The following is a 22,668-nucleotide window of genomic DNA, read 5'->3' as shown; positions in this document are numbered from 1 at the left end:
ACGGCGCATCAGCCTACGCGCTGACCACGCGGACATGCAAAGTGGGCGCCTGTGGCGCCCATCCCACCGGCCACCGGGAGTGAGCCCGGTGAACGAGAGTAGCGGTGGCCGGACTTGAACCGGCGACACAGCGATTATGAGCCGCTTGCTCTGCCATCTGAGCTACACCGCCGTGGCGGGTCCAGCCGGACCCTCTGAGCCCCCTTACGGAATCGAACCGTAGACCTTCTCCTTACCATGGAGACGCTCTGCCGACTGAGCTAAGGGGGCCTGCGCGATCTCCCCGGGGGGTGACGCGCAGGGGATACATTACACGGCCGTGCGGCGGAGATGAAATCGGATCCCCCAGAGCCGCGTTTCCACAGCTCAGGGCACGACGCGCAGCCGGGGCAGCTCCCCGGCGGAGATCGTCTCCGGATCCACCTGGGCGCCGAACCATGCCTCCAGCCGCTCGTACGGCAGCGGCCGGCTGAACAGGAAGCCCTGGCCGATCTCGCAGCCGATGTCCTGGAGCAGCTCCAGGGTCAGCTCGCTCTCCACACCCTCGGCGACCACGGCCAGGCCGAACTGCTGGGAGAGGGTGACCACGGCGTTCACGATCGCCAGGTCGCCCGGGTCCGTCGCCATGCCCTGCACGAAGGAGCGGTCGACCTTCACCTCGTGCACGGGCAGCCGGCGCAGGTGCGCCAGGGACGAATCCCCCGTGCCGAAGTCGTCCACCGACAGCCGTACGCCGAGGTCCCGCAGCCGCCGCAGGGTCGGGATGGGCCGGTCGGTGCCGTCCAGCACCCCGGCCTCCTTGATCTCCAGCGTGAGCCGTTGCGGCGGTACGTCGTACTCGTCGAGCAACTCCTGCACGCGGGCCGGGAAGTGCTGGTCGGTGAGCGTACGGGCGGAGAGGTTGACCGCGACGGAGAGCGGCTGGCCGGCGTGCGACCAGTCCCGGCTGCGCCGCAGCCCCTCGCGGAGCACGAACTCGGTGAACCGGCCGAGCTGGCCGGTGTGCTCGGCCACCGCGACGAAGTCCTCCGGGGCGACCGACCCGTGGGCCGGATGCTCCCACCGCGCCAGGCACTCCACGCCGACCAGCCGGCGGTCCCGCAGCGTCACCTTCGGCTGGAAGTAGACCTTCAGCTCGCCGTCGTCCAGCGCCCGCCGCAGGTCGCCGGCGAGCCCCAGCCGCCGCAGCGACCGGGACTCCAGCGCCGGACTGAACAGCTGCACGCTGCCCGGCACGGACTTGGCCGCCGTCGCCGCCAGGTCCACCCGTTGCAGCAGGGAGGCGGCGTCACTGCCGTGATCGGGGTGTACGGCGACGCCGACCGCCGTGTCCACGTCCAGGGTGAGCGCGTCGAAGACCATCTCGTCGCGGATCTGCTCGCGCAACTGCGCGGCCAGCTCCACCGCCGCCTCGGCGCTCTCCAGCCGCAGCGTGACCAGGAACTCGTCCCCGCCGGCCCGGCCGACCAGGGCCGACGACGGGGCGCAGGCGCGCAGCCGGTCGGCGACCTCGGCGAGGACCTTGTCGCCGGCCGCGTGCCCCAGGGACTCGTTGACCTGTCGCAGCCGGTCGACGTCGAACAGCAGCAGCGCCACGACCTCGCCGGGCGCCCGGATCTTGACCGCCTCGTCCAGGGCGCCGGTGATCCGCCGCCGGTTGGGCAGCTTGGTCAACGCGTCGTGGTAAGCGTCGTGCCGCAGCCGGTCGACCAGCCGGGAATTCTCCAACGCCACCGCCGCGTGCGCCGCCACCGTCTCGAACAGGGGCACGTCGGTGCGGACGAAGTGATTGCTGTCACCGAGGCGGTTGGCGACCTCCAGCGTCCCGATGACCGCCTGGCCGGACCGCAACGGGATGACGATCACGTCCTTGACGCGCTCCGCCGACAGCGCCGGGCGCAGGTCGGCGTCGGTCATCAGGCCCCGCCCGACGGCCACCGTACGGCCCTCGTCGCGGGCGCGTTCGCGCAGCGCGGCCGGCGTCTTGGCGAAGTCGAGCAGGCCCGGGTCGTCATTGCGCGCGGTGAGCAGCACCTCCGGGTGCCGCCCCTGGGCGGGCAACCAGAGGGTGGCGTACTCGGCCTGCATCAGGGCCCGCACCCGCCCGAGGAGGGCGTCGGGCAGGGTCCCGTACTGACCGCTCTCGCTCACCGCGCGGCTCAGTTCGTACATGTCGGCGAGCGTGCGGTGCTGCCGGAAGAACTGGGCGTACGCCCGGTAGACGAGCGCCAGCGCGGCGACCAGCACCGCCAGCAGCAGCAACGACCACCAGGTGGCGGCGATGAGGATCAGGACGATCATCCCGCAGGCGATGTTGATCGCCGCGGCCAGCAGTCCCGGCGGGGACTTCCGGAAGACCTCGCGCCCGGCCTGCCAGCCCTGAAGCAGCGTGTGCACCCCGGCGATCGCGGTGAGGCTCACCAGGTTCACCATGCTCGCCGCGACGAACAGGGTCAGCCAGGTGGCCGGACCCACGCCCTGCACCGGTGGGAACGCCTGGAGCACCAGGACGGCCAGCGAGGAGCCGGCGGCGGCCCGGGCCACGTTGAACCAGAACTTCGTGGCGGTGGAGGGGTGCCGCAGGTGGGTGATGATCGCCGAGAGTGTGTAGATCGCGACGACCGTGAGCGGCCGGACGAGGAAGAACGCCAGGACGAGCGGGATCTCGTTGAGCGTCATCCCGATGGACTGCCGCCGGACCGTGAAGTTCAGCACCGGCATGCCGGCAGCCACCATGGCCACCAGCAGCAGCACTGCCAGTGGCCATTCGCCGAACGGCTCCGGGGCGACCAGGCCGACGACCGTGGCGCAGACGACGGCGAGCATCGCCAACGGCCCGGTGATCAGCCAGGCGTACTCCGTCGAGCGGGGACCGGTGCGGCCTCGACCCGCCATGCCGCTCCCCTCACCGGCCGCGCCGGCTCACATCATCGACGTCGTGTTTCGTCAGAGCTTGGGCATGTTCCAGACGAAATCCAACAACTGGGCGTCGCCGACGTTCGAGGCGTCACCGACGAAGACGCCACCAGCCACAGCGGCGAGTACGAAAAACGAGCCAAGCAGCCGGCCCAGCCTTCGACCAGACATGTTTGCTCCTGTCAGGGAAGTGTCACGGGGATGGTGGAGGTTCCACGATCGTGCCACAAGGCAGGTACCCAGAAAAGCCGTGCGCCTGCTGGCGGCCCGTGCGTCGGTGACGTTCCGCCGTTCGGACCACGATTCTCGTCGCAGCAGACCAGATCACGAGCCTGCGACGGCCACCACCCACTTCGTACAGTGCCGAATACGACCTTCGACGCATTCCGCTCGGCGACCGGGCGGACAGGGGCCGGCCGATCGGCCGGCTACCACCCATCAGTCGCCCGGGAAGCCGCACCACCCATCCGGACACGCGCCCGGGCATCGACCACCATACCCGGTCTGCGCCATCGCACCAGTGTCGAGACACCATGCGTCCGATCGGTGGAGGGCAATGCGACCGGAGCGGCGGATCCGGACAGTCCGGTCACGAAACGAGGCTGCGGGAGCGGGTACCTCCCGTCCGGCGCCGCACGGGCCTCGCCGGCCGTCCGGATGCGCAACGTCTCCCCGCCGACGCGGTTGGTGTAGACCCGAAGCGGCACGGCGACGTCGTGGCCCGGACGCCGGGCAACCTCCGCCGGCGGGACGCCGGCATCCGGCCAGAGCAAGGCCGCCGTATGACGTCGGTCGACCTAGTGCGCCGGAGAGGGCGCCTCGGGGGGACGGCCGGCGGCGTGGCGGGCGTCGGCGAGGGCGACGGCGAGCAGCACGAGCGCGGCCACGACCGCAGCGACCAGCGGCGGGGCGAAATACAGGGGGACGGCGACGACCGCCAGGGCGGCGATGGCGACGACGCGGCGGAGGGAAAGTCGGTCGAACACGATGCGTTCCAGACGGATGCGGCCGTAGAGGAACAGTGCCGGGCCACCGAGGATCGCGACGAGCCACACCGGCTCGGGTCGGCCGTCCGGGTGTTTCAGCACGATCTCGAAGCCGACGGCCGCGGTGACGATGCCGAGCACCATGACGACGTGGGCAGTGCCGGTGGCGCGGCCGGCGGCGTACCGGTCCCCCGCCGCGGCGACGGCTTCGGCGAGGATCTGGCCGGAGCGGTAGAAGTAGATGCGCCACAACAGCACCGTCGACAGGAACGCCACCACGAGCCCCGCGGCGGCCATCGCGGTGACCGGCTGGTTGGTCAGCGTGATGCCGACGGCGAGCACGGTCTCCCCGAGGGCGATCATCAGGAACTGCTGGTAGCGCTCGGGCAGGTGGTGGCGGCTGTCCATGGCCCACGCACTGACCTGCGCCGGCCGGGCCATCCCCGGCACCGGCCAGCGCAGCTGCCCGGCGACGATGTCAATGGTGACGGCGACCCCCCACAGGGTGGCCCGGGTGCCGCCAGTGACGACCGCGCCGGCGAGCCAGATCACCGCCGTGGCCGCGTACCACAGCACTGACCGGAGGTAGAGCTGCCGAAGGGGGTGCCCGCGCAGCGCGGGCATCAGGAGGAGCGGCCGGCCGCACTGCAGGATCACGTACGGCAGCGCGAACGCCCACCCGCGGCCCACGAACGCGTACGGCAACGAGGTCGACATGACCAGCAGCCCGAAGGCACTGGCCAGCACAATCCACTGGATCTTGCGGCGGCGGGGGTCGAACCAGCTGGTGATGTGCGCGGTCGTGATCCACAACCAGATCAGCGGCAGCGACAGCACCAGCAGGAAGGCCATCGACCGCCACCGGGCGACAGCGTCTTCGCTGAAGATGTCCCGGGTGACGCGGCTGACCACCCCGGCCAGGGCGAACACCAACACCAGGTCGACGAACAGTTCCAGGAAGTTGGCCTGCCGCACGTTCTCGCGACGTTGCAACAGGTCCTGACCCTGTCCACCGCCTTCCGGATGTCCCATACCGCTCATACTCACCGCCGCCCACCCGGCTCACCGGGGGTTGGACGTCGTACACCCGGAGGGAAGCCGCACACCGGTGACCGGCAACGGCTCCTGGCCCGGCCAGGATGTCGTACGAAACCTTGGGCTCGCTCCCAGACGCCAGGTCCGGTCCCACCTGGTGCTTGACGCTCGGTCCGGACGACGTGGTGATCTACGAAGTGGGACGGGGGCCGGGTGGTTACGTCGTGCTGTCGGGGTTTGCCGTTCATCGCGTCTCTGGCTGCGGCCCCGGCCCGAGCCGCCTCGGTCTGCCTCCCGATCAGGTCGGTCTTGCCGGCCGGTCGGGACCAGGTGCAGGTGATGGGTCCGATGGCCGGGGCATTGGCTCGCAGAACCAGTGCCTGACCTCAGCACGGTAGGGCCAGTAGCAGTAGTCCAAAGGCCTCAGCAATTCGATGCAGGGCGCGACGACCCAGGTCCGCGACGCCGACCACGATGCGCCCAAAGCCTCTGACAGTATGAACGCCGACAAACAGGGGTGCGGCGACACCGGGGCCGCCAATTAGGATCCGGTAACCACACCGGAGGGGGTCAGATGGAGACATGGCGTGTCCTGGCGGCTGTCATCATCGGCCCGGCTGTGAGCCTCGTAGGCGTCGCCCTGGCCACCAACTTTCGCGGGGTGACGGAGTGGCACGTGCGGCGGTCGATGTCCACCGCGGGGGTGCTGCGGCGAGTTCCGCCATGGCGCTGGCTACCAGACGTCCCGCACGAGGAGCGCCTGGCGCGCTTCATCCTGTTGGAACGGGTGATCGGCGTAGTTTTCGCAGTTGGCGGCGCCATGATCTTGATTACTGTCGGCTACAGCATCTTGACCGGCCAGCCGATGCGTACGGTGAAGTAGACAGGCTGATCGCAACCGCCGGCTGATGCAGGTCCAAGATCTTGATCCTCCGCGCGGGAGCGCCTCAGGGCTTTCGACTGCCGCGCCAGCCCAACCCCCTGGTTGGAGGCATCGCAACGCGCTCATGCGCTGTAGCGCGTGGTCCACGTCCGCTGCTGGAGGTGCCACCCGCGTGACGCCTCGTGCTTGATCAGGACGCAGGCGATGGGGAAGTCCAGGCCCCCTGCCTCGGCGAAGCGGTCGGTGAACCACTCGTACAGGTGCCGTGTGGCGAACCGGCCGGCCTGCTGCAGCCGTCCGATCTCGTCGACGTTGATGCCGCAGTTCGCGAAGGCGGACCAGCCGAACCCGAAGCGGTTGAACCTGGTTGCATAGAGCGATTCACCGAGGCTGTTGACACGGATATAGCCGCCGTCGCGGTCGGCGGCAACGAGATTGATGCCGAAGGCTCCACGGTCGACCTCCAGCCTGAAGATCAGCGCGCCGGTATCGGCGTGATACGGGTAGCTGAAAATCTCCCGCAGTTCCTCGATGGTGTCCTCACGCTCGGCATCGATGTTCCTAACAATCTGCGCCCGGATGATGTCGCTAATCATGTCGATGGTCCTGACGTAGCCGGTGGTACGGATCATGCTGCCGCTTGCAAGATCCGCGAGACGAAGCCTAGGGCCGGGCCGAACCGGAGCAGACACCCGGTTCACGAGGCCGAGGGGTGCTGATCCCGGTGCCACGTAGGTGACACAGCCAGCGAGATCGAGCGGGCTAGAGCAGGACTCAGCGAGACTCACGAAAGAGGCCCTTGACCGGCGTTCACACTGGTCAAGGGCCTCTTCCTACACCTGGTGGCGGCTCGACCGCCCACCATGTGCCCACGTCCACTGGGGCCGCGGTTCCTTAGTCGTCCCGAGGCATCGGCCACACGTCCCGGGAGTCGTTGAAGGCGCCTCCCGGCGGCGGCTCGACCGTCAGTGACCTCAGCGCCACCGGCAGGGAGGCAACACCCCGTCTTATCGCCCGCCAGAACCCAGTCGCCAGGCGTACTACTGCGAGCGCGGCCGCCAGGCCCGCCGCCACAGTGGCCCGCCTTGCTGACCGCAGCTGCTCCGACTGCGTGTCCCTCGGCGAACGGACGGCAGACCAAGCCAGCAAAACCGCTACTGCGATCACGGCGGCAGCGATCGACAACGGAAGCCACAGGTAGAGGAAGACGGCGGCGAGGACGGTGAAGATGTTCACAAGGGCCAGAATGCGCCGATCGGACGTCAGACGGAAGCGAGACGAGCGTCATCCGAGCGCGGAGCCGATCCTGTCGTTCATGGTGTCGTCTCCCCGTCGATGCGATTGGCGTAGACCCGGAGCAGGACGGCGACACCGTGCCCCAGGCGCCGGGCGGCCTCGATCGGCGGAACGCCAGCGTTCAGCCACGCGGTCCTCAGCCAATCGCCACCCGCACGGCCCGTGCCAGCCGGTGCACGTCCACCCGCGCCCGCGTTCGCAGCCTCAGAGAGCCCTCAGGGGCAAGATCGACCTGCCCACAACCAGTCGTCAACGGCTGGACGCAGCCGGACTCGGCCAGACAAACGACAACGGCCCCCGATCAGCATCTCTGCTGGTCAGGGGCCGTTGGTGCTCCTGGTGGCGGGTAGAGGATTCGAACCTCTGTAGCTTTCGCGACGGATTTACAGGGCGTCGGCGATCTTGGTTGAATCAACCGCGCTGACCTGCTGCTTCTCGTCGCCACCCGGCCGCGCGACGCCAGCCCGCCCACCATCTGCCCACACCCGGGACATTGCCCCCGCGCGGTCGATCGCGTGCATCACCTGACGCGCGCCGAACTCCTCGAACGCGTCGACCCGCGCCATGCCCAGGGCTTCCAGGAGGCGGACCGATCGGGTGTTCGCCTCCTGAGTGACAGCGATCAGACGGACGTCGTCCGGGAACCGGTCGAAGGCCAACCCGATGGCCGCCGCACATGCCTCCCGCGCGTACCCCCTCCCCCACCACTCCGGCAGGAAGACGTACGACAACTCAAGATCACCCGTGCGGTACCGGCCAAGGTGACACCTACCGACGACCTCCCCGGAGTGCGTCGCCACCATTAGTCCGCCCGCCTGGTCATATTTCCGCCGCTCGGCCACTTCCTCATCAGACACCGGGCCACCGAGGTAACGCCGCATCACCGGGTCACGCCACATCCGTTCAATGACAGCCATGTCGGACGAGTGAACCTCTCGCAGCACGAGCCTGCCCGTCACTGCCAGTGGCGAACCCACTTCACTAGTCATCGCCTCATTCTGCACTTGTCCCGCGCTCATCCGAGAGCGTCGCCGATCTTGTCATTCATGGTGTCGTCTCCCCCGTCGATGCAGTTGGCATAGACCCGGAGCAGTACGGCGACGCCGTGGCCCAGGCGCCGGGCGACCTCGGTCGGGGGAACGCCGGCATTCAGCCAGAGCGACGCCGCCGCGTGACGCAGGTCGTAGGGACGGCGGACGAGCGGCGAGGCGACCTGCGATCCGGTCAGCGCCTTCTCGCGGGCGAGCTTCCACCACCGGTCGTAGACCGACTCGGAGAGCGGCCCACCGTGCAGACCCCGGAAGAACCGACCATTTGGGCCGACGCCGTGACTTTCGACGTGCGCGCACAGCAGCTCGACGAGCCGGGGCGGGATGGGAACCGTCCGGGTTTCCTGCCGGCCGCGGTGCTTGAGTCCGCGCCGCTCGTGGGAGCCGCCGTCATCGGTCCAGTGCGACCCGGCGCGCGGGGCGGTCCCGGCGAGCACCAGGCGACCCCAGCGATACTCGATCTTCTCGTGGTCACACGATCCCGAAGGCTTGACCGCCGCCAGGTCGTCGAAGTCGGTTCCGCAGGCGAGGCAACGCCCGGGAAGGTCGCAGTCCTCCCGCCGTAGGTCCGCCGCTTCGGAGGGCCGCATGCCCGCGTAGTAGAGGCAGCCGAAGAACGCCGTCACCTTGTCGGCCCGTTTGCCGAGAGATTTCACCGCCTCCAGCAGCGTGGCGACCTGGGCAGGGTTCGCCACCACCCGACGGTCGATGGACTGCGCGACATCGGGGGCCGTCCACTGCACCCGGTCGACCGGGTTGGAGTCGATCAGCTCCAGCTCGACGGCGTACCCAAGGGCGTTGTAGAAGGTGGCCCGCTTGCGCTGGACGGTGGAGGCAGCCGCGGGCTTGCCGTCGAGGCGTACGCACAGGCTGTCCAGGACGCGGCGGACCATCGCGGGTGAGTCCAGCTCGACGACTGGGAGGGACGCGGTTTCCAGCCAGGCCAGGGCCGCCGCGTGGTCGGCCGGGATTTCGTCGGACCAGCGGCGCGGGTTGAGCCCGTAGAGGTACAGCGCCTCACGGAGCAGGGCGTCATCCGGTCGCCCCCGCTTCGTCGGCCGGGTCAGGGTCACCGTGATCGAGGTGAGCGCCTCGACGATCGACCGCCGGGTCTTGGCCGCCGCCCGGGGCCACTTCATCTCGACGTACGCGCGGCTGTGCGCGTACCAGGTGGTGGGGTTCTTGGTTCTGGCCTCGGAGACCGGGCGGCCGGTGGCCGGGTCGAAGGGCTCCCCCGCGTTGGCCGCCTGGACCAGCTCGGCGCGGAACGAATGCGCCAGCGCCTTGGTACGGAACATCTCCTCGAAGCGTTGGCCGCTCACCGCCCAGCGGACGCGCCACGGCCGAGACTTCCGGTCAGCGCGCTTGCCAATCTCCCAGATCTGGACCTCGTAGCTCTTCACGCGGCGTCCTGCTCCAGCTCACCGAGCCACCGACCGAGCGCCGACCGGCGGACCCGCAGTTGCCCATTCGGGAGCTTGATCACCCGTGGTCCCTTGCCGGTCTGCCGCCAGTAGAACCAGGTCGAGCGCGGTACGCGCAGCTCGGCGAGCACTTCCGGCACGGTCAACAACTCCTCGTTCACTGTCTTTCCTCCCCGTAGTGCTGTGCGCTGTGCTGAGTTGCCGAACGATCTGAGGACTCCTGCGCGGCCCGGTCCTTGGCGGCGAGCAGTTCGGAGCGCCAGCGGGCGCGTTCGCTGATCGAGCGCATGAGCCGATGGGCCAGCGGGCCGACGTCGGGGTCGTCGGGGCGGGCGAGTTCCCAGGCGTGCCGGGCCCGTTCGACGGTGGCGCCCTGGTCGTCGACGAGCTGCCCGGTCTCGCCGGCCGCGCCGCTGTCGGTGGTGGCTCCGAGCAGGGCACGCACCCAGGCCCGCGCGTCGTGCTTGTGGTCGGCGAGGGTCTTGCCGGACCAGTCGCGGGAGATGAGGATGCGCCGGCCGCCGATGCCGAGGGTGTCGCGCTGGTGGACCTTGCCCTTGCAGCGGCCCGGCTTGAGCTTCGCGTGTGCCTTCTTTGGCTGGACGCCGTAGAGCAGCCAGTTCGCGCAGCGGTCGGTGCACGGGGTGAGTTGCAGTTGCTGCCAGAGCCGGTCGAGGTGCTTGCGCTGCCGGTCGGTGGTCGCCTTGTGGCAGTCACCGGTGTGCTTGGTGATGTACTTCGTGACGTACCGGATGGTCCGCTCGGCGTCGGCGGTGCCGGGCATGACGCCGCGGGCGTCGACCTGCGCGCCGAAGCGAACGACATGCGCGGGCTCGGCGTCCGGGTCGTCGTCGATGGCGTCGAGCGCTTCCGTCCATGTGGTCAGCGGCTCGCGGGTGTCGGGGTCGACCCACGCCGCCGACTGCTCGTCCCAGACGGGGAGCCGGTCGAGGGTGTGCCGCTGGACGTCGACCGCCGGCCACCACACCTGGTGATAGGTAGCCGCCGCCACGGTGCGCAGCACGTCGCGGGGGATGGTGCCCCGGATGGCGAAGTGGGCGTGGGGGGCGAGTCGACGTTGGGGCTCGACGCAGCCGGCGTACTGGACGTTCCAGCCCTCACAGCGGCGGAGGTTCTGCCAGAACCGATCGAGCAGCCGGGGGAAGTGCACCGCGTCCCAGGCGGCCCGCCGGTAGTCGTACCGGTCAGGGCTGACCGGGGTGCCATCGGGGCGGACCGGCCCGTACGAGTCGAGGGTGAGCGTGAGCCACATCGACGGCCGATAGGTGGAGCCGTCGGGGGCGGTGTAGGTCTTGCCGACGGTGCGCCGCTCGACCTTTCGCCGGGGCAGGTCGGGGGCATCCTGGCGCCGCCTGGTGGAGCGCTTGCGCCGGCGGCCGGGCTCATCGTCGGAGTCCTCGTCGACGCTGCCGTGAGGAGGCCCGACACGACCGCGCAGGCCCTCAGCGGCGATGGCCTCTTCCACCTCGCGAATCGCCTCGTCGAGGTCGGCGACCTGGTCGTACTGGCTGGCCCGGCATGCCTCGTCCCGCGCGAACTCGAAGTGCGCCCGGAGCAGGATCAGCGCCTTCTGTTCCTCAGTCGCGGGTTCCGGGCCGGGTAGCGGCTCGTCGTCGCGGTGCCAGCCCTCCCGGATCTGGGCCTGCCGCAGCCGGCGATTCTTCTTGGCGCACGGCGCACACTTGTCCTCACGGGTCGCCCCGCAAGGAAGGTCGATGACCTCCGTGAGACCGGTGTCCAGGTCGGTCCGGCGCATGGCGAGGGGACGGACGCAGACGCCGTACTCAGCCGCGATCTCTTTGAGCACGTCGACCGAGCGAGGCAGCGCCATGCGGGCCGCCCGCGACCCCGGCCGAGGAGCAACCGGGGTCGGGGCAGCCGGGGCGAGACCGGGCAGGGTCGGAGCGGTCATCGGATGATCCCGACAACCTGGGGCCGGTTGGGCTGGACGACGCCGAGCGGAGGCAGCACCGCCGACGGGGCCGGGCGGACCGCCGGGGCGGGCACGATCGGCTCAGCCGGTCGCTGCGGTTCAGGCTCGGTAACAACCTGCTCCGGGACTTCGTAGGTCCAGTCGACCGGCGGTTGGTCCGGCTCGGCAGCCGGGACGGTGGCAGGTGCGCTGGAAAGGACGACCTTCACCAGGGCGAGGAACGCCAGCGACGGCACCGCCGCCACGATCCAGCCCCACACCGACGGTTCGGCCTCTGCCACCTGGGCGGCGAGGGACAGCAACGCGAAGGCGACCAGGAGCACGCCGACCAGACCGACGGGACGGCCAACGCGACGGCGGGCGCGAATCTCCAAGCCGAGGTAGATCGCCATCAGTTCGACCGCCACGGCGTTGGCCCAGCCGATCCAGTCAGGCTGGCCGTGGGCAACGGTCAGGTCGTGGACGTGAGTGAAGGCGGCGGCGCCGGCCATGGTGCCGATGGCGAGGAGGATCAGCACGCGTACGCCGGACTCGGCTCGTGCGCGGATCATCGGCGACCTCCGGGGTTGCGGACGGTCAGGGTGATGCTGATGCGCTGCCCGTCGAGGTCTCGGCGGCGGTTGACCATGTGCGCCAGGCCGTGCAGGGCGGCAGCGAGCCGGTCCGGGGAGTCGTTCAGCTCGATGTGCAGCGGCTTGACGCGGTGGGTGCCGAGAAAGAAGCGCTTGAGGGACATCGGGTTACCTCCGGGCCGGGGTGACGCGGGTGCGGATGTGGTCGGGCGGTTCGCCGAGGGAGGCGACCGCTTCGGAGAGGCAGCGCCACAGCGCCCACGCCTCGTCGGGGGTGAGGTACATGCGGCGCCGGCCGCCACCGACGGCGAGATAGAGCGGGTACGGGTCGGGCCGGTCCGGGTCGACGCGGACGGATACCGCCGTCGGTCCGGTCGGGTTCGGTGCGCGCAGCCGGTAGAAGCGCCGGCTGTCGGTCGGGGCGGTCACCGCGGCTCACCCCCGTCGGCGTCGAGGATGTTGCGCAGCGCGTCGGGCAGCAGTGGCCCGCGACGCGGCCGGGGCAGGGACGGCCGGACCGGTTCGGGGGTCGACTCGCGGCCGACCTGGGCGAGGATGTCCGCCGCGTCGGCCGGGGCCGGGTACTCCCGAGCGAGGTCGCGGATGTGGTCGTCGGTGATGTACGAGAACCGAACGCGCAGGGGTTCGGGGGTGCCGTCGAGGGTCACGTAGCCGACGCCCTTGGCCCAGCGGGGCATCTGGTCGGCCAGTGCGCCCCGGTTGCGGGCACCGTCGCCCAACACGAGGTCGACCTGTGCCGCTTCGGTCAGGCCGAGCGCGATCCGGGTCGGGAACAGGTCCCGGAACGGCAGCACCTCCTTGCGCGGGTCCTGCAACGCGGCCACGACCAGCACGCCGACCCCGGCCCCCTGGGACAGCAGCAGGCCCAGCGAGCCGGCGATGCGCTTACGCAGGTCGGCGTCCTGGAGGTACGCGGTGAGTGCCGCCATCTCGTCGATGACGACCACGACCAGGGGGTCAGCTTCGGTCGGGGTGTGCACCCGGACCGTTCCGGCGAGCCGGGTCTGACGTTCCCGCATGACCGTCACGGCCTCGTCGAGGAGGTCGGCCATGGCCTCGAAGGACTTGCAGGCGAACCGGGCGAACAGAGGCCGACCCATCGCGAACTCCATCCCGCCCTTGGGGTCGATCACCCAGAGCCGGACCAGGCCCGAGGTGATGCCGCCGGCCAACGAGCGGACCAGCGACCAGAGCACCGAGCCCTTGCCGGACCGAGTCGCCCCGCCGATGAGGACGTGCGTGGCGAGCAGGTGCAGAGACCAGGTGCCCAGGTCTTCCCGCCGGGCCAGCGGCAGAGCGGTGAGGTCCGGGACGGCCGGGGCGTCGAACGGTGCCACGACCGGCCGCAGGGCATCGGTGCGGACGAGTACCAGGTAGACCACGGTCGGCCGGTCCCGAAACCGCACCCGGTCCACCAGCCCCAGCAGCAACGCCCAATAGCCGGTCCGGTTCGGCGGATCCTCGGGCCGCTCGGAGTAGACCCGGGCGTGCCGCCGGCCGAAGGCGTACGCGAGGTTCGCCGTGACCTGCTGGAAGTCGGCCGGGGTCTGCCCGCGGACCATGCGGATGGTCAGCACGTCGAGGGCCTGATCCGAGCGCACGCGCAGCAGCTCGGGCAGGACCGCCCGATGGTCGTACGTCTCGGCGAGGCCGCACAGGGTCATGGCCTCACGCCACGCCCGCCGGTACACGAAGACCTGACGGAACCGGCCGAGCAGCGGCCCGGCGCACCACCGCCACCAGGACCCTTCATCGCGCCACCGCCACACGGCCGACACCGCCGACGCCAGGACCAGCGGCACGACCAGGCCCGCCCAGCCGTGATCGGCGTAGAGGACGACGGCGAGCACGGCCAGGCCCACGGTGACCGGGTGGCGCAGACACCACCAGCAGCCCCGGGCGAGCCAGCGCAGCACCAGGCCGAGCACGACCGCCCACATCGGCAGCTCGAACCGTTTCGGCCGGATCACCATGAGATCCCCGGCGGTCGTCATCACCACCTCGCCACGCGGCCGGCGCATCATCGCGCACCCCGCAGCGACACGAACCGACCCGACGAGTCCCGGACCGGAGGAAAGGGAAGAACGAGCTGCCCGACGCAGAGCGGGCAGCGGTCAGCCGCGCCGCCGGCCGGGTCGAACCGGGACTGACAGACGCCGCACCGAGGCTGAGCCGGGGCAGCCGAACGCCTACGCTTGGACACGTCACTACCTCTCTCGACAGAGCAGGGGGAAGGAGACAGAGGGCGGGGCTGCCGTCCGCCAAGACCTGACAGCCCCGCCCCCACCCGATGCGGCTACGCGGCCGCCTTCTTGGCCACGCCCGCCGGGGCCCGCATCCCGGTCGCCCGCAGCGAGTACGCCATCCGACCGTTGTTGCTCACGTACGGCGTGACCGTCATGCCCTCGAACTCGACCGCCTCGAACGGGGTGCCCGTCGGCGGCACCGGCTGGTAGTCCGCCGAGATCTTCACCGTCGTCTCACGGGAGCGCTTGCCAAGCTCCGGGTCCAGGTCCATCACGCGGACCTGCCACACCCGCTGGCCGGTCAACTTGTCCTTCGCCGGGCTACGCCGGCCGGTCTTCTCGTCGTAGTCCTCGACCTCGCCGAGGGACTCGGGGACCAGCGCGCACCCCGCCGGGAACACGTCCTCGCAACGCACGGCGAACCTCGTACCGCCACGCAGAGCCATCGCTCAACCTCCAGGTTGTTGGCATGTCTGCCAAGTTGAGGCTCCAAGGTAGACGCAACTTGGCAGACAAGTCAACAAGTGGGCGCGGGGCTCTTGGGGCCGCTGCAATGCGCCCGGCGAGGCGTGGTGGCGTACCGCTCAAATCGAACTGAAAGACGTCCGTCCAATGTGGACAGACGGGGTGTCAGGACAGGGCTGACCTGCCCTCTTAGCGTAGTCGAACGTGCCCATCAAGTGCACTACGCGAAGGGTCAATCCGGCCAGGCGCGCCCGGCCCGGACGGTCTGGCATGCGGTCCAGGCCTAAAGCGACGGCCCCCCCGATGTGAGCGGAGGGGCCGTCGAGTGGTCGGTTCGCCCAGCGCGTTGAACAAACCGAGGAGCCGCTTCGCCGCAGGTCACGGGGGACGTGCCGGCTGTAGAGCTGCCGACACGAGTATGCCACACGAGTCAGCGTCTCTGATATTTCCTCAGAAAGGCGAGTCGAAAAATGGGTCACTCGTGGGTGTCGAGTAAAGCTGGGAAAATGGTAGCGAACCGCGTGTCAATAGCGTCCGGGGCTATGCCCGACTAAAGCCCTCGATTAGCTGCGAGAGGCGGGTAGGGTGAAGTTCCTGCCAATAAAGTCGAAATAGTGACTCCGTTCGGAGCTGGAATGAGTCAACGCTCTGAGCTGCGGTGTCGTCCGAAGTCTTCGGACAGCGCCGGGCGGTAGATCGGTCGGACGGGAGGCGACGAGGGGGCGCGGGGTGACGCTTGGGGGCACCCGGGGGGCACTTTGAAAACGTCACCCCTTCCCGGTTGACTCGCACCTGCCTTGCGGAGCAACCGACAGGGGGTAATTGCAGACTCGGGGGGCGTCATGCAATGATCGACGGCGGCCAGAAGGACATTCCTATGGGGCGGCGGAATGTGAGCCGACGCCCATAGCTGACGGTCTATCTTTCCTGGCCAATTGCCCAGCGCGTTACAAACCGAGGGGAGGTGGAACTTGACCGAGCTGACGTTCTCGCTGCGTGCCCCACAGGCCGTGGTGATCCAGATTGTGGTGGTGATCGTCCTTGTCCTGGGCATCACGCCCGCCCTCATCTAGGTATGTGGGCGCGGGGAGGGTTGTTTCCTCCCCGCGCCCCAGGCTGCCAAGCCACTCCTCGAAACGCGGTACTGGCGTGACGGTCTGGGTATGACCAGGGCATGCCAGATCAACAGCATGCGGCAGCCGACGCAGCCCACGACCGGCCGCCGGGACTTGATGACGAGACCGTCGAGGCGCTCGGCGAGCTGAGCAAGGCGCTGGAGACGATCCACCGGGTGCGTGGTCACCTGTACTCGGCGCATCAGCTCGTCGGCGGCGCGGATCTCACCCTTGACCGGGTGGTGAAGCTGCTCCGCGAGGCCGGGCACGACGAGGTAGCCGACCGGGTCGAGCACGAGCTGTTGGGGCGCAACGTGCTACCCGGGCGGTGGACGTTCCAGATCGTGGAGGAGTTCGACGACGGCTACTACGCCGCGTTCCAGGAGATCGAGCGGGACGCCCGAGAGAAGCTGGCCGGCGGGCGGCGCCACATCTACGAGGCAGAGATGAAGCAGCGACGCCGTACCCACGGCATGCCGGGGCATGAGGCTACGCCAGAGGCGTGAGCGGCAGACCGTCGGGCAGCATCGAGGCTAGGGCGTCAGCTCTGGCCTCGATGATCTTCATGCGCCCCTGATACTCGGTCGGCTCCCGGTGCGCAGCTTGGCTGGTGACTTGGCCGGGCCACTTTCGGTAAAGCAGGCCGTACTCCCGGGTGAAGTAGCCTTCGCTGACCGCGTTGGCGGCGAGCAGGAGGCCGGTGTCTTCGGAGGCGGGCAGGGCCATCCAGCCACCCAGGGCGAAGATGAGATCCCGCCGCAGGCACAGCGTCGCCGGGTGCACCGATGCCCGGTAGTCGTTGGACCGCCAGAAGGACAGGACGGAGCCGCGGGCGATGACCCCGTCAGCCGGGTCCTTGTCCCAGCCGGCGGTTGACCCGTCGGGCAGCAGGTCGAGCACCCGCGAGGTGGTCCAGCCGATCTGCGGGTGCGCGGTGAACGCGGCGATGTCCCGGGCGAGCGCGCCAGGGGTCAACTGGTCGTCAGCGTCCAAGACCTTGATGAGTTCCCCGGACACTCGGGAAAGGGCGAGGGTACGGGCAACACCAGGCCCACCGGGACGGCCGGTGCCGAGACTGATCCGGGGATCATCGGGCAGGGCACCGGCCAGGGTGCCGGTCTGCCCGTCCTCCTGGACGAGCCACTGCCAGTCCCATCCGTTGGGCATCTCCTGCTTGAGTAACGACGCGTGAGCGCCAGCGAGGTGCTCGATGCTGGGCGCGTGGACTGGAGTAATGACCGAGACGATCTGCGTCAAGTTTTCCACCGTTGGAGTTTGTGGGAGTACACAAGCTCTGTGCGGTCACCCGGCATCACCGCGTCGGCGACCTCGACGACGCGGCCCGTGGTGTCGACCGAGGTCTTCCGCACGGTGAGCACGGAGACGCCCGGGTCGATGTCCAGCAGCTCGGCCTCGTCAGGTGACGGCGGACGAGCCCGGACCTCGTCGTCGATCCGGTCCAGCTCGATGCCCAGCGTGTAGAGCTGGTGCTGCGTACCGCCGGGCCATGGTTCCTTGCTCTCGTCGAGCAGGTCCGGGTTCGCGGCCACCAAGTCGTACGGGAGGTAGGAGTAGGACAGCGTCAGCGGCGCGTTCTCGTGCCGGGAGGACGTCCAGTAGACCCGGCGGAGCAGCGGAGTACCCGGCTCGACCTGCAAGGCCGCCGCCATCTCCGCGTCCGCGTCAACGCGGGAGTACTCGGCGTGAAACTTGAGGTCATCGACGGTCAGGCCGGTGTCGTGCTCGATGGCGCCGGTCTTCAACCGCTCAGCCTCGTCGAGCAGGACCCGGTCCTTCTCCCACTGGTACCGCTCGGTGTTGCGACGGCGTACCCGCTGACGGGGTGCCCGCACGTAGGTGCCGCGCCCCTGCTCGGCCCGGACCAGGCCCCATTCCCGAAGCTGCCGAATCGCGTTGCGCACGCTGGTACGGGACAGGCCGGACGACTCGGCTAACTCGGTCTCGCTCGGCATCAGCGTGCCGGGCGCCAGCTCACCGCTCATGATTTTCGCCCGCAACTCCTCCGCGAGTTGCAGGTAGCGAGGGCGCCAGTCCCGGCCATGCACACCGGTCACCGTACCCCCTAGACGTTCCAACGTCTGCCAGGTGGTCCCGCCGGCGGGCCGCTCGGGAACCGGAGGGACCGCTAGCCCTGCTCGCGGCGACTGCACACGGCGAGGGCCGGGAGTGCGAGGGGCGGCTACGCCCCGACGGCTGCTGGTGTTCACCGCGTCTCCCCCGCCCGTTCGTGTCGACCAATCGGTGCCAGCATCGCCAGGCGAGCATGCGTCAGCTCGTCAATGAGCCGGTCCACCTGCGCCGGCGAAAGGAGCACGGTCTGCGTTGCGCCGTAGCGGGTCGCGTCGAGCTTCACGGCCAGGTCCCGGCGCGCGAACCGGTCGATGAGCAGTTGGAGGCTGACCCAGCCAGTCCGCTCCCGCCCGATGGTGGACGGGAAGCCCCGGTGCATCGGGTCGTTCGGTCCACAGCCCCGGCACCACATCGGGCACACGACCGACGACAACGGCCGCTCCATCATGGGTTCGCTCTCACTCATCGTCGGCTCCCTGGTGCCCGCCAGCCTGCTTCATCAGCCCGCGGAGCTGCTCGACCAGTTGGGCAACCTGCGGCAACGGCAGCTCCGCCCAAGCGTTCCCCGCCCGACATGTCGCATGAACCGCGATCAAGGGCGTCTGGGCGTCGACACCGATGAGGTACGTGACGATGAGCCCGCTCGCCCGGGCATCACCGACCCGGTACATCGGTCCGCGATGGCGGCGGGCCATGTGCGTCATCAGCGGCGGCACCAGGTGGCCGCAGCGATCCGGGGCACACCAGCCCGGGTGGCTCGTGACGTCGGCCGCTTTGCTCGTGCGCCTCATCGCGGCCACCGCCCACCGTTGCCCCGGTATGCCTGCGCCCGCGTCATCAGTGGCGCGTACCGCAGCGCGGGCAACTCCCGCGTCGGCCCCACCGACCACCACCGCGAGGTCGGGGCAGAAGCCGGGCATGGACTCGACGGAACGCTGCTAGCGGCGGCTCGGGTCAACGCGCGCCTCCAGAACCACCAGGACGAGAACCAGCGGTGCCGACGATGAGAGCCGGACATCGCACCTCCACAGGTAGGCGGAGCCGGTGGCCAGCCGCGGGGGAATGCAGCCGGCCACCGGCCCGGATGAAGGCACGGCGCACCGTCCGACGCAGACGGGTCGGGTATCGCCGAGCCAACTTGTCCGCGCGGCTACCGCAACCGGTCCGACAGGACGCCGCGCATTAGGTACGACCAGGGCCGGCGCGAGACCACCCCTGACACGAGCCGTCACCCTGGCCGCACACCGGGAAACGTACCTACAACTGAATGAGTTGTCTAGACGTCAGATCGCGTCTTTGGGTTGACACTTGGTAAGACAAGTGCCAGGTACGGTGAGCAGGTGCCCACCCCGCACTACGGACAGCCCCGCTATCGCCTCATCGCCGACGAACTGAGGAGTCGCATCGAGGGCGGCGTCATCCCGCCCGGAGCCCTCTTGCCAACCGAGAGCGTCCTCACGGCCGAGTTCCGGGTAAGTCGCGGCACAATTCGCCAAGCCATAGCCGTTTTGCGCGAGGCGCGCTTGGTCGCTACCGAACACGGCCGCGGCACGTACGCAAACCCCCTCCCGCACGAGAGGGGGTTAGACAAGAGTGCTGAACCGGAAGCACGACAGCGCCAAGTAGCCGCCGACCCGGAGCTTGCAGCACTTTTTGGCGTTGAGGTTGGAACGGCCCTGATCGAACAACAGCGCGTCACCCGCTGGAATGAAACCGTCGGGACAGTCGTCCGGACCTATCGACTACTTCAGGCGAGACAGTAAGACTTTGCGGGCATCTTCGAATGAGAGAGCCAACGTTCGGCTCCAGCAAGCACGATTGCATGTCAGGCGGTGCGCCGGCGGCGGACTACCTGTTCAATGCGCATGGCAGCAGCGATGGGGTCCTCATGCTCCCAGACGGTGATTAGCAACCAGTCGGAGTCGCTCAGGGCTTTCTCATTTTTCGTATCGCGGGCCATGTTGCGGCCTATTTTGGCAGTCCAATATTCGCTGTTGGCCGAAGGCTTCCGGTAGTGCAGTGGGCAGCCGTGCCAAAAACAGCCGCGGACCTCTACAGCCACCTTAGCGGGGCGAAAAACTATGTCTGCCTTCATCCGGAGGTCAGGAAGTGGCTTAGCGCAAACTCGATAGCGAAGGCCGCGAGCGTGCAAGGCCCGCCTGAGTAATAACTCAGGCTTAGTGTCGCGGCTGCGATTCGACTGCATAGACCGACGAACGGTCGGCGTGGAGGCCCAAGACTCGTCGGAACTTTTACTCACATCGTGAGGCATACGCAAACACCCGCGCCCTAAGGTCGGTGACACTACGTGGCCCCGCCGGGCTAGTCGTCGTCTTGGCTCTCTTCCCCAGCTTCGTCTTGGCCTTCCTCCCCGGCTTCCGCCCCATCTTTGTCCTTCCGCCCGTGTGGGTCGGAGGGTTCGTATAGTACGGGGCCAACAAGGCCCTCGACGTCGATCGTGGAGGGGGAGGGCTCCGGTCTTCCCTCGACGTACGCAAGGCGAACCGCTGAAATGTAGGCCAGCCGTACAGCCTGGATAACCAGCACTCTTCGCAGCCCCGGCGACACTTCCCCCCGCTCGTGGGCGACGGCGGCGAGTCGGGAGATAGTCTCGGCCCGGCGTGCGATTCGCACATCCGCGTGGCCTCGCTCCTCCCTCGTTTCCTTGCTGATTAAGGAAAACCGCTGCGACGGCGGCAGAGCGGTTGCGTCAGACAGAGGGGGGATCTTCTCGTTGAGGATCGCCCGATACCGGCTTGCCTTGATGGCTTCCAAGTAAGCGGTGTACTCGACAGCATCCAGGTGGATCCTGGCCGCCTCGTAGCCTTCTGGATCCGCCTTCTTTGTGAGACCCTCATACTCCCAGAGTGGCCACAATTTCATCTCTGCCACCTCGAAGACGTCGAGGATCCTCATAGCGACGGCATCGGTACGCTGGTTCGTCAAGTGCCGTCGGATACGCGTGCGCAACTTCTCGTTGGTTTGCCCAACGTAGATGGGCTCGCCGTCATAGTCGTAGAAGGCATAGCATCCCCACTGAGCGTCGGCCCACTTGCGACCTTGGTCGTCGCATTCTGCGAGGGCCTTCTCAAGGAGGTTGCGAAAATCGCGGACAGAAGTTGCCGGAAGCTTATTTTTGGCTGGCTTCCTCGTCTTAGCTGGCCGCTTAGCGTCAGCCATTGACGACTGCCAATTCTGGTGACGCGTGCGACTGCAATTCTCCGAGAATCAGGGGCATCAGGTAGTGCTTCGCCAGCCATGACACCACCGGCACACACACAGCATCCCCGAAGCCAAAGAGCGCCTGGTTGCTTCGGAGGTTCTTGAGCGTGTAGTCCCCAGCACCCATAAGCCGCGCGTACTCAAGTGGTGTCATCCACCGCACCCGTACTGCCCCTTCGCCGGCTTCCACTACTGCCTGCTTGGAAGAGCCGCCACGGGCTGTGCGCAAGCAACCAGAGATGTCGTCGGGGCGGATTTCCCAGGTCGGCTTTCCGTTGCGCGTCCGGCGGTAGGCCGTCCGATACGTCCTGGTCTTCTGCGATTTCAGCTTTTCAAGCCGCTCCGCCTGGATGGGCGACAGGGAGGCGATGAAGGCATCGCGGCGTTTGTCTTCCCACCAGCCGTCATGCCCAACCTGCTCCACAAGGTCGGAAAGCCCAGAAGTGAGCGGAGGCGGAGGCGTGGGCAGCGCAGCCCGATGAGTCTTCAGGGTGGGGTCACCGAAGGGGGCTTGGAGCCAGTCGGGACGAAGCTCGCTGTTAGGAACCGGCTCATCCTCCGGCGGGTTGAGAGCCCCTACGACGAACAAGCGCGGGCGCGACTGCGGCACGAAGCGTCGCGCGTCAAGGGTCAACACGTCCGCTGAGTAGCCAAGTTGGTTGAGTTCACGTATGGCGGTCGCCAAGTCTTCGCCGCCATGGCTGGTGGCGAAGCCAACGACATTCTCAAGTGCGACGACGGGCGGACGAGCATCCGCCCCCATCTCCTTCAAGACGTTGGTGAAACCCCAGAAGGTAGAGGACTCGCTCCCGCTGAGTCCTCTACGCCAGCCTGCCAGAGAGAGATCGGTGCAGGGGAAGGACGCCCATGCGAGATCGAGGTTGGCGGGCATGTCGCTGCCCTTGACCTTGCCGACGTCGCCCGGCGCGAAGACGTGGCCGTCGTCCTTGCCGAAGTGGCCGACGTACATCTCTTCCTTGGCCGGCTCGATGTCGTTGGACCACACGACGCTGATGCCGGCCTGCTCCAGCCCAAGGCGCACAAGGCCGATGCCGGCGAAGAACTCGGCAGCTCTGGGCTTGGATGTGCCTGGCCCCGTAGGAACACTTTTCAGCGTTGGTGCGATCTTCACCCTGGCGACCCTAAGACAAATTCCGTCGCAGGTCGATCCTGGGTGGCCGGTGTCGCAGAGCAGGTTCCGGCCCTACTGCCGCGTCCAACGAGCTCGGGGGCCGTAGCGGGATCGCTGGCCCCTTCCGAGCTTGGCAGCGACCGCCTCGTCGGCGCTCCATAGGTTCCGGGCGTTCCAGGCGTCCAAAGCCCTCCATGCCATGTTGCCGATTTCCTCTGTTCTGGATCAAGAGCGCCGCTGCGCGGCGCGGCGCGCGGGCGG

At 68.5% G+C, this 22,668-nt stretch carries 24 protein-coding genes and 2 tRNA genes; 3 read left to right on the top strand and 23 right to left on the bottom strand.

The genetic code is table 11. The annotated features are described in order from the left end of the window. Window positions 1–99: 99 nt before the first annotated feature. The 5 genes from ABZ793_RS22100 to ABZ793_RS22080 all read right to left on the bottom strand — a co-directional run bounded on the left by ABZ793_RS22100 (window position 100) and on the right by ABZ793_RS22080 (window position 4,895). Window positions 100–172, bottom strand: a tRNA-Met gene (locus ABZ793_RS22100). Window positions 173–197: 25 nt separating this feature from the next. After that, window positions 198–270 (bottom strand) — tRNA-Thr (locus ABZ793_RS22095). 96 nt (window positions 271–366) lie between these two features. Further along, a complete protein-coding gene (locus tag ABZ793_RS22090) occupies window positions 367–2,895 on the bottom strand; it encodes a bifunctional diguanylate cyclase/phosphodiesterase (protein WP_357460213.1) in 2,529 nt (842 codons plus the stop codon). A 51-nt stretch (window positions 2,896–2,946) separates the two neighbouring features. Next, entirely contained in the window at window positions 2,947–3,087 is a 141-nt protein-coding gene (locus tag ABZ793_RS22085; protein WP_350711563.1) for a hypothetical protein, read from the bottom strand. 626 nt (window positions 3,088–3,713) lie between these two features. Further along, window positions 3,714–4,895, bottom strand: coding sequence for a low temperature requirement protein A (locus tag ABZ793_RS22080; protein ID WP_357460211.1), 1,182 nt, complete (start codon window positions 4,893–4,895; stop codon window positions 3,714–3,716). Between the two features lie 616 nt (window positions 4,896–5,511). On the opposite strand from ABZ793_RS22080, the gene ABZ793_RS22075 reads away from it, so the two are divergent. Then, window positions 5,512–5,820, top strand: a complete 309-nt coding sequence (locus ABZ793_RS22075) for a hypothetical protein (protein ID WP_357460209.1) — start codon at window positions 5,512–5,514, stop codon at window positions 5,818–5,820. A 122-nt stretch (window positions 5,821–5,942) separates the two neighbouring features. Here the strand turns inward: ABZ793_RS22075 and ABZ793_RS22070 are convergent, their stop codons facing one another. From ABZ793_RS22070 to ABZ793_RS22020, 11 genes are all read right to left on the bottom strand, one after another. Then, the gene (locus ABZ793_RS22070) at window positions 5,943–6,452 is read right to left on the bottom strand and encodes a hypothetical protein (RefSeq protein WP_357460207.1); all 510 of its coding nucleotides are present in this window, start codon (window positions 6,450–6,452) and stop codon (window positions 5,943–5,945) included. Between the two features lie 262 nt (window positions 6,453–6,714). After that, complete coding sequence (locus tag ABZ793_RS22065; RefSeq protein WP_357460205.1) at window positions 6,715–7,056, bottom strand: hypothetical protein; 342 nt, start codon at window positions 7,054–7,056, stop codon at window positions 6,715–6,717. A 443-nt stretch (window positions 7,057–7,499) separates the two neighbouring features. Then, the gene (locus ABZ793_RS22060; RefSeq protein ID WP_357460203.1) at window positions 7,500–8,105 is read right to left on the bottom strand and encodes a GNAT family N-acetyltransferase; all 606 of its coding nucleotides are present in this window, start codon (window positions 8,103–8,105) and stop codon (window positions 7,500–7,502) included. A gap of 26 nt (window positions 8,106–8,131) precedes the next feature. Beyond that, complete coding sequence (locus tag ABZ793_RS22055; RefSeq protein WP_357460200.1) at window positions 8,132–9,568, bottom strand: tyrosine-type recombinase/integrase; 1,437 nt, start codon at window positions 9,566–9,568, stop codon at window positions 8,132–8,134. After that, window positions 9,565–9,750 (bottom strand): helix-turn-helix domain-containing protein, encoded by a 186-nt coding sequence (locus ABZ793_RS22050; RefSeq protein WP_018784531.1) that lies wholly within the window; start codon window positions 9,748–9,750, stop codon window positions 9,565–9,567. Before ABZ793_RS22050 ends, ABZ793_RS22055 begins: the two co-directional genes overlap by 4 nt. Beyond that, window positions 9,747–11,522, bottom strand: a complete 1,776-nt coding sequence (locus tag ABZ793_RS22045; protein WP_357460198.1) for a replication initiator — start codon at window positions 11,520–11,522, stop codon at window positions 9,747–9,749. The genes ABZ793_RS22050 and ABZ793_RS22045 overlap by 4 nt, the downstream gene beginning before the upstream one ends. Next, a complete protein-coding gene (locus ABZ793_RS22040; protein WP_357460196.1) occupies window positions 11,519–12,094 on the bottom strand; it encodes a DUF2637 domain-containing protein in 576 nt (191 codons plus the stop codon). Before ABZ793_RS22040 ends, ABZ793_RS22045 begins: the two co-directional genes overlap by 4 nt. Then, on the bottom strand, window positions 12,091–12,279 hold the full coding sequence (locus ABZ793_RS22035) for a hypothetical protein (protein ID WP_357460193.1): 189 nt from the start codon (window positions 12,277–12,279) through the stop codon (window positions 12,091–12,093). The genes ABZ793_RS22040 and ABZ793_RS22035 overlap by 4 nt, the downstream gene beginning before the upstream one ends. Window positions 12,280–12,283: 4 nt before the next feature. Continuing rightward, the gene (locus ABZ793_RS22030) at window positions 12,284–12,544 is read right to left on the bottom strand and encodes a hypothetical protein (RefSeq protein ID WP_357460191.1); all 261 of its coding nucleotides are present in this window, start codon (window positions 12,542–12,544) and stop codon (window positions 12,284–12,286) included. After that, entirely contained in the window at window positions 12,541–14,130 is a 1,590-nt protein-coding gene (locus ABZ793_RS22025; RefSeq protein WP_357460296.1) for an FtsK/SpoIIIE domain-containing protein, read from the bottom strand. Before ABZ793_RS22025 ends, ABZ793_RS22030 begins: the two co-directional genes overlap by 4 nt. A 302-nt stretch (window positions 14,131–14,432) precedes the next feature. Next, window positions 14,433–14,828, bottom strand: a complete 396-nt coding sequence (locus ABZ793_RS22020; RefSeq protein ID WP_357460189.1) for a transcriptional regulator — start codon at window positions 14,826–14,828, stop codon at window positions 14,433–14,435. 1,193 nt (window positions 14,829–16,021) lie between these two features. On the opposite strand from ABZ793_RS22020, the gene ABZ793_RS22015 reads away from it, so the two are divergent. Continuing rightward, complete coding sequence (locus ABZ793_RS22015) at window positions 16,022–16,468, top strand: hypothetical protein (protein WP_357460187.1); 447 nt, start codon at window positions 16,022–16,024, stop codon at window positions 16,466–16,468. Here ABZ793_RS22015 and ABZ793_RS22010 read toward each other — a convergent pair. From ABZ793_RS22010 to ABZ793_RS21995, 4 genes are all read right to left on the bottom strand, one after another. Continuing rightward, window positions 16,452–17,228 (bottom strand): glycosyltransferase, encoded by a 777-nt coding sequence (locus ABZ793_RS22010; RefSeq protein ID WP_357460184.1) that lies wholly within the window; start codon window positions 17,226–17,228, stop codon window positions 16,452–16,454. The two genes, ABZ793_RS22015 and ABZ793_RS22010, sit on opposite strands and share 17 nt — an antisense overlap. Beyond that, the gene (locus ABZ793_RS22005; protein WP_357460181.1) at window positions 17,216–18,037 is read right to left on the bottom strand and encodes a GntR family transcriptional regulator; all 822 of its coding nucleotides are present in this window, start codon (window positions 18,035–18,037) and stop codon (window positions 17,216–17,218) included. Before ABZ793_RS22005 ends, ABZ793_RS22010 begins: the two co-directional genes overlap by 13 nt. Before the next feature lie 149 nt (window positions 18,038–18,186). Then, the gene (locus tag ABZ793_RS22000; protein WP_357460179.1) at window positions 18,187–18,519 is read right to left on the bottom strand and encodes a precorrin-4 C11-methyltransferase; all 333 of its coding nucleotides are present in this window, start codon (window positions 18,517–18,519) and stop codon (window positions 18,187–18,189) included. Further along, the gene (locus ABZ793_RS21995; RefSeq protein ID WP_357460177.1) at window positions 18,512–18,973 is read right to left on the bottom strand and encodes a hypothetical protein; all 462 of its coding nucleotides are present in this window, start codon (window positions 18,971–18,973) and stop codon (window positions 18,512–18,514) included. The genes ABZ793_RS22000 and ABZ793_RS21995 overlap by 8 nt, the downstream gene beginning before the upstream one ends. Before the next feature lie 420 nt (window positions 18,974–19,393). Here ABZ793_RS21995 and ABZ793_RS21990 point away from each other — a divergent pair, with 420 nt between their 5' ends. Continuing rightward, complete coding sequence (locus ABZ793_RS21990; protein ID WP_357460175.1) at window positions 19,394–19,816, top strand: GntR family transcriptional regulator; 423 nt, start codon at window positions 19,394–19,396, stop codon at window positions 19,814–19,816. Between the two features lie 62 nt (window positions 19,817–19,878). On the opposite strand, the gene ABZ793_RS21985 is transcribed toward ABZ793_RS21990, so the two are convergent. From ABZ793_RS21985 to dcm, 3 genes are read right to left on the bottom strand one after another with little or no spacing between them, the layout of a single operon-like run. Next, window positions 19,879–20,325 (bottom strand): very short patch repair endonuclease, encoded by a 447-nt coding sequence (locus ABZ793_RS21985; RefSeq protein WP_357460172.1) that lies wholly within the window; start codon window positions 20,323–20,325, stop codon window positions 19,879–19,881. A 50-nt stretch (window positions 20,326–20,375) separates the two neighbouring features. After that, window positions 20,376–21,233: a GIY-YIG nuclease family protein gene (locus ABZ793_RS21980; RefSeq protein ID WP_357460170.1), complete on the bottom strand. Its 858-nt coding sequence runs from the start codon at window positions 21,231–21,233 to the stop codon at window positions 20,376–20,378. Then, window positions 21,226–22,407: a DNA (cytosine-5-)-methyltransferase gene (dcm, locus tag ABZ793_RS21975; RefSeq protein WP_357460168.1), complete on the bottom strand. Its 1,182-nt coding sequence runs from the start codon at window positions 22,405–22,407 to the stop codon at window positions 21,226–21,228. The genes ABZ793_RS21980 and dcm overlap by 8 nt, the downstream gene beginning before the upstream one ends. Window positions 22,408–22,668: the final 261 nt, after the last annotated feature.

The sequence above is a fragment of the Micromonospora sp. NPDC047465 genome (assembly GCF_040643125.1).
In the GTDB taxonomy this organism is placed as follows: Bacteria; Actinomycetota; Actinomycetes; order Mycobacteriales; family Micromonosporaceae; genus Micromonospora.
This window is presented reverse-complemented; position numbering and strand designations above follow the sequence as displayed.

What these genes read in the sequence shown, in the direction of transcription:
- ABZ793_RS22060 (WP_357460203.1), bottom strand. Translation starts at nt 8,105, where the DNA reads ATGACTAGTGAAGTGGGTTCGCCACTGGCAGTGACGGGCAGGCTCGTG.
- ABZ793_RS22085 (WP_350711563.1), bottom strand. Translation starts at nt 3,087, where the DNA reads ATGTCTGGTCGAAGGCTGGGCCGGCTGCTTGGCTCGTTTTTCGTACTC.
- ABZ793_RS22015 (WP_357460187.1), top strand. Translation starts at nt 16,022, where the DNA reads ATGCCAGATCAACAGCATGCGGCAGCCGACGCAGCCCACGACCGGCCG.
- ABZ793_RS22000 (WP_357460179.1), bottom strand. Translation starts at nt 18,519, where the DNA reads ATGAGTGAGAGCGAACCCATGATGGAGCGGCCGTTGTCGTCGGTCGTG.
- ABZ793_RS22035 (WP_357460193.1), bottom strand. Translation starts at nt 12,279, where the DNA reads ATGTCCCTCAAGCGCTTCTTTCTCGGCACCCACCGCGTCAAGCCGCTG.
- ABZ793_RS22020 (WP_357460189.1), bottom strand. Translation starts at nt 14,828, where the DNA reads ATGGCTCTGCGTGGCGGTACGAGGTTCGCCGTGCGTTGCGAGGACGTG.
- ABZ793_RS22040 (WP_357460196.1), bottom strand. Translation starts at nt 12,094, where the DNA reads ATGATCCGCGCACGAGCCGAGTCCGGCGTACGCGTGCTGATCCTCCTC.
- ABZ793_RS21985 (WP_357460172.1), bottom strand. Translation starts at nt 20,325, where the DNA reads ATGCCTCACGATGTGAGTAAAAGTTCCGACGAGTCTTGGGCCTCCACG.
- ABZ793_RS22070 (WP_357460207.1), bottom strand. Translation starts at nt 6,452, where the DNA reads ATGATCCGTACCACCGGCTACGTCAGGACCATCGACATGATTAGCGAC.
- ABZ793_RS22025 (WP_357460296.1), bottom strand. Translation starts at nt 14,130, where the DNA reads ATGACGACCGCCGGGGATCTCATGGTGATCCGGCCGAAACGGTTCGAG.
- ABZ793_RS21980 (WP_357460170.1), bottom strand. Translation starts at nt 21,233, where the DNA reads ATGGCTGACGCTAAGCGGCCAGCTAAGACGAGGAAGCCAGCCAAAAAT.
- ABZ793_RS21995 (WP_357460177.1), bottom strand. Translation starts at nt 18,973, where the DNA reads ATGCCCGGCTTCTGCCCCGACCTCGCGGTGGTGGTCGGTGGGGCCGAC.
- ABZ793_RS22045 (WP_357460198.1), bottom strand. Translation starts at nt 11,522, where the DNA reads ATGACCGCTCCGACCCTGCCCGGTCTCGCCCCGGCTGCCCCGACCCCG.
- ABZ793_RS22090 (WP_357460213.1), bottom strand. Translation starts at nt 2,895, where the DNA reads ATGGCGGGTCGAGGCCGCACCGGTCCCCGCTCGACGGAGTACGCCTGG.
- ABZ793_RS22075 (WP_357460209.1), top strand. Translation starts at nt 5,512, where the DNA reads ATGGAGACATGGCGTGTCCTGGCGGCTGTCATCATCGGCCCGGCTGTG.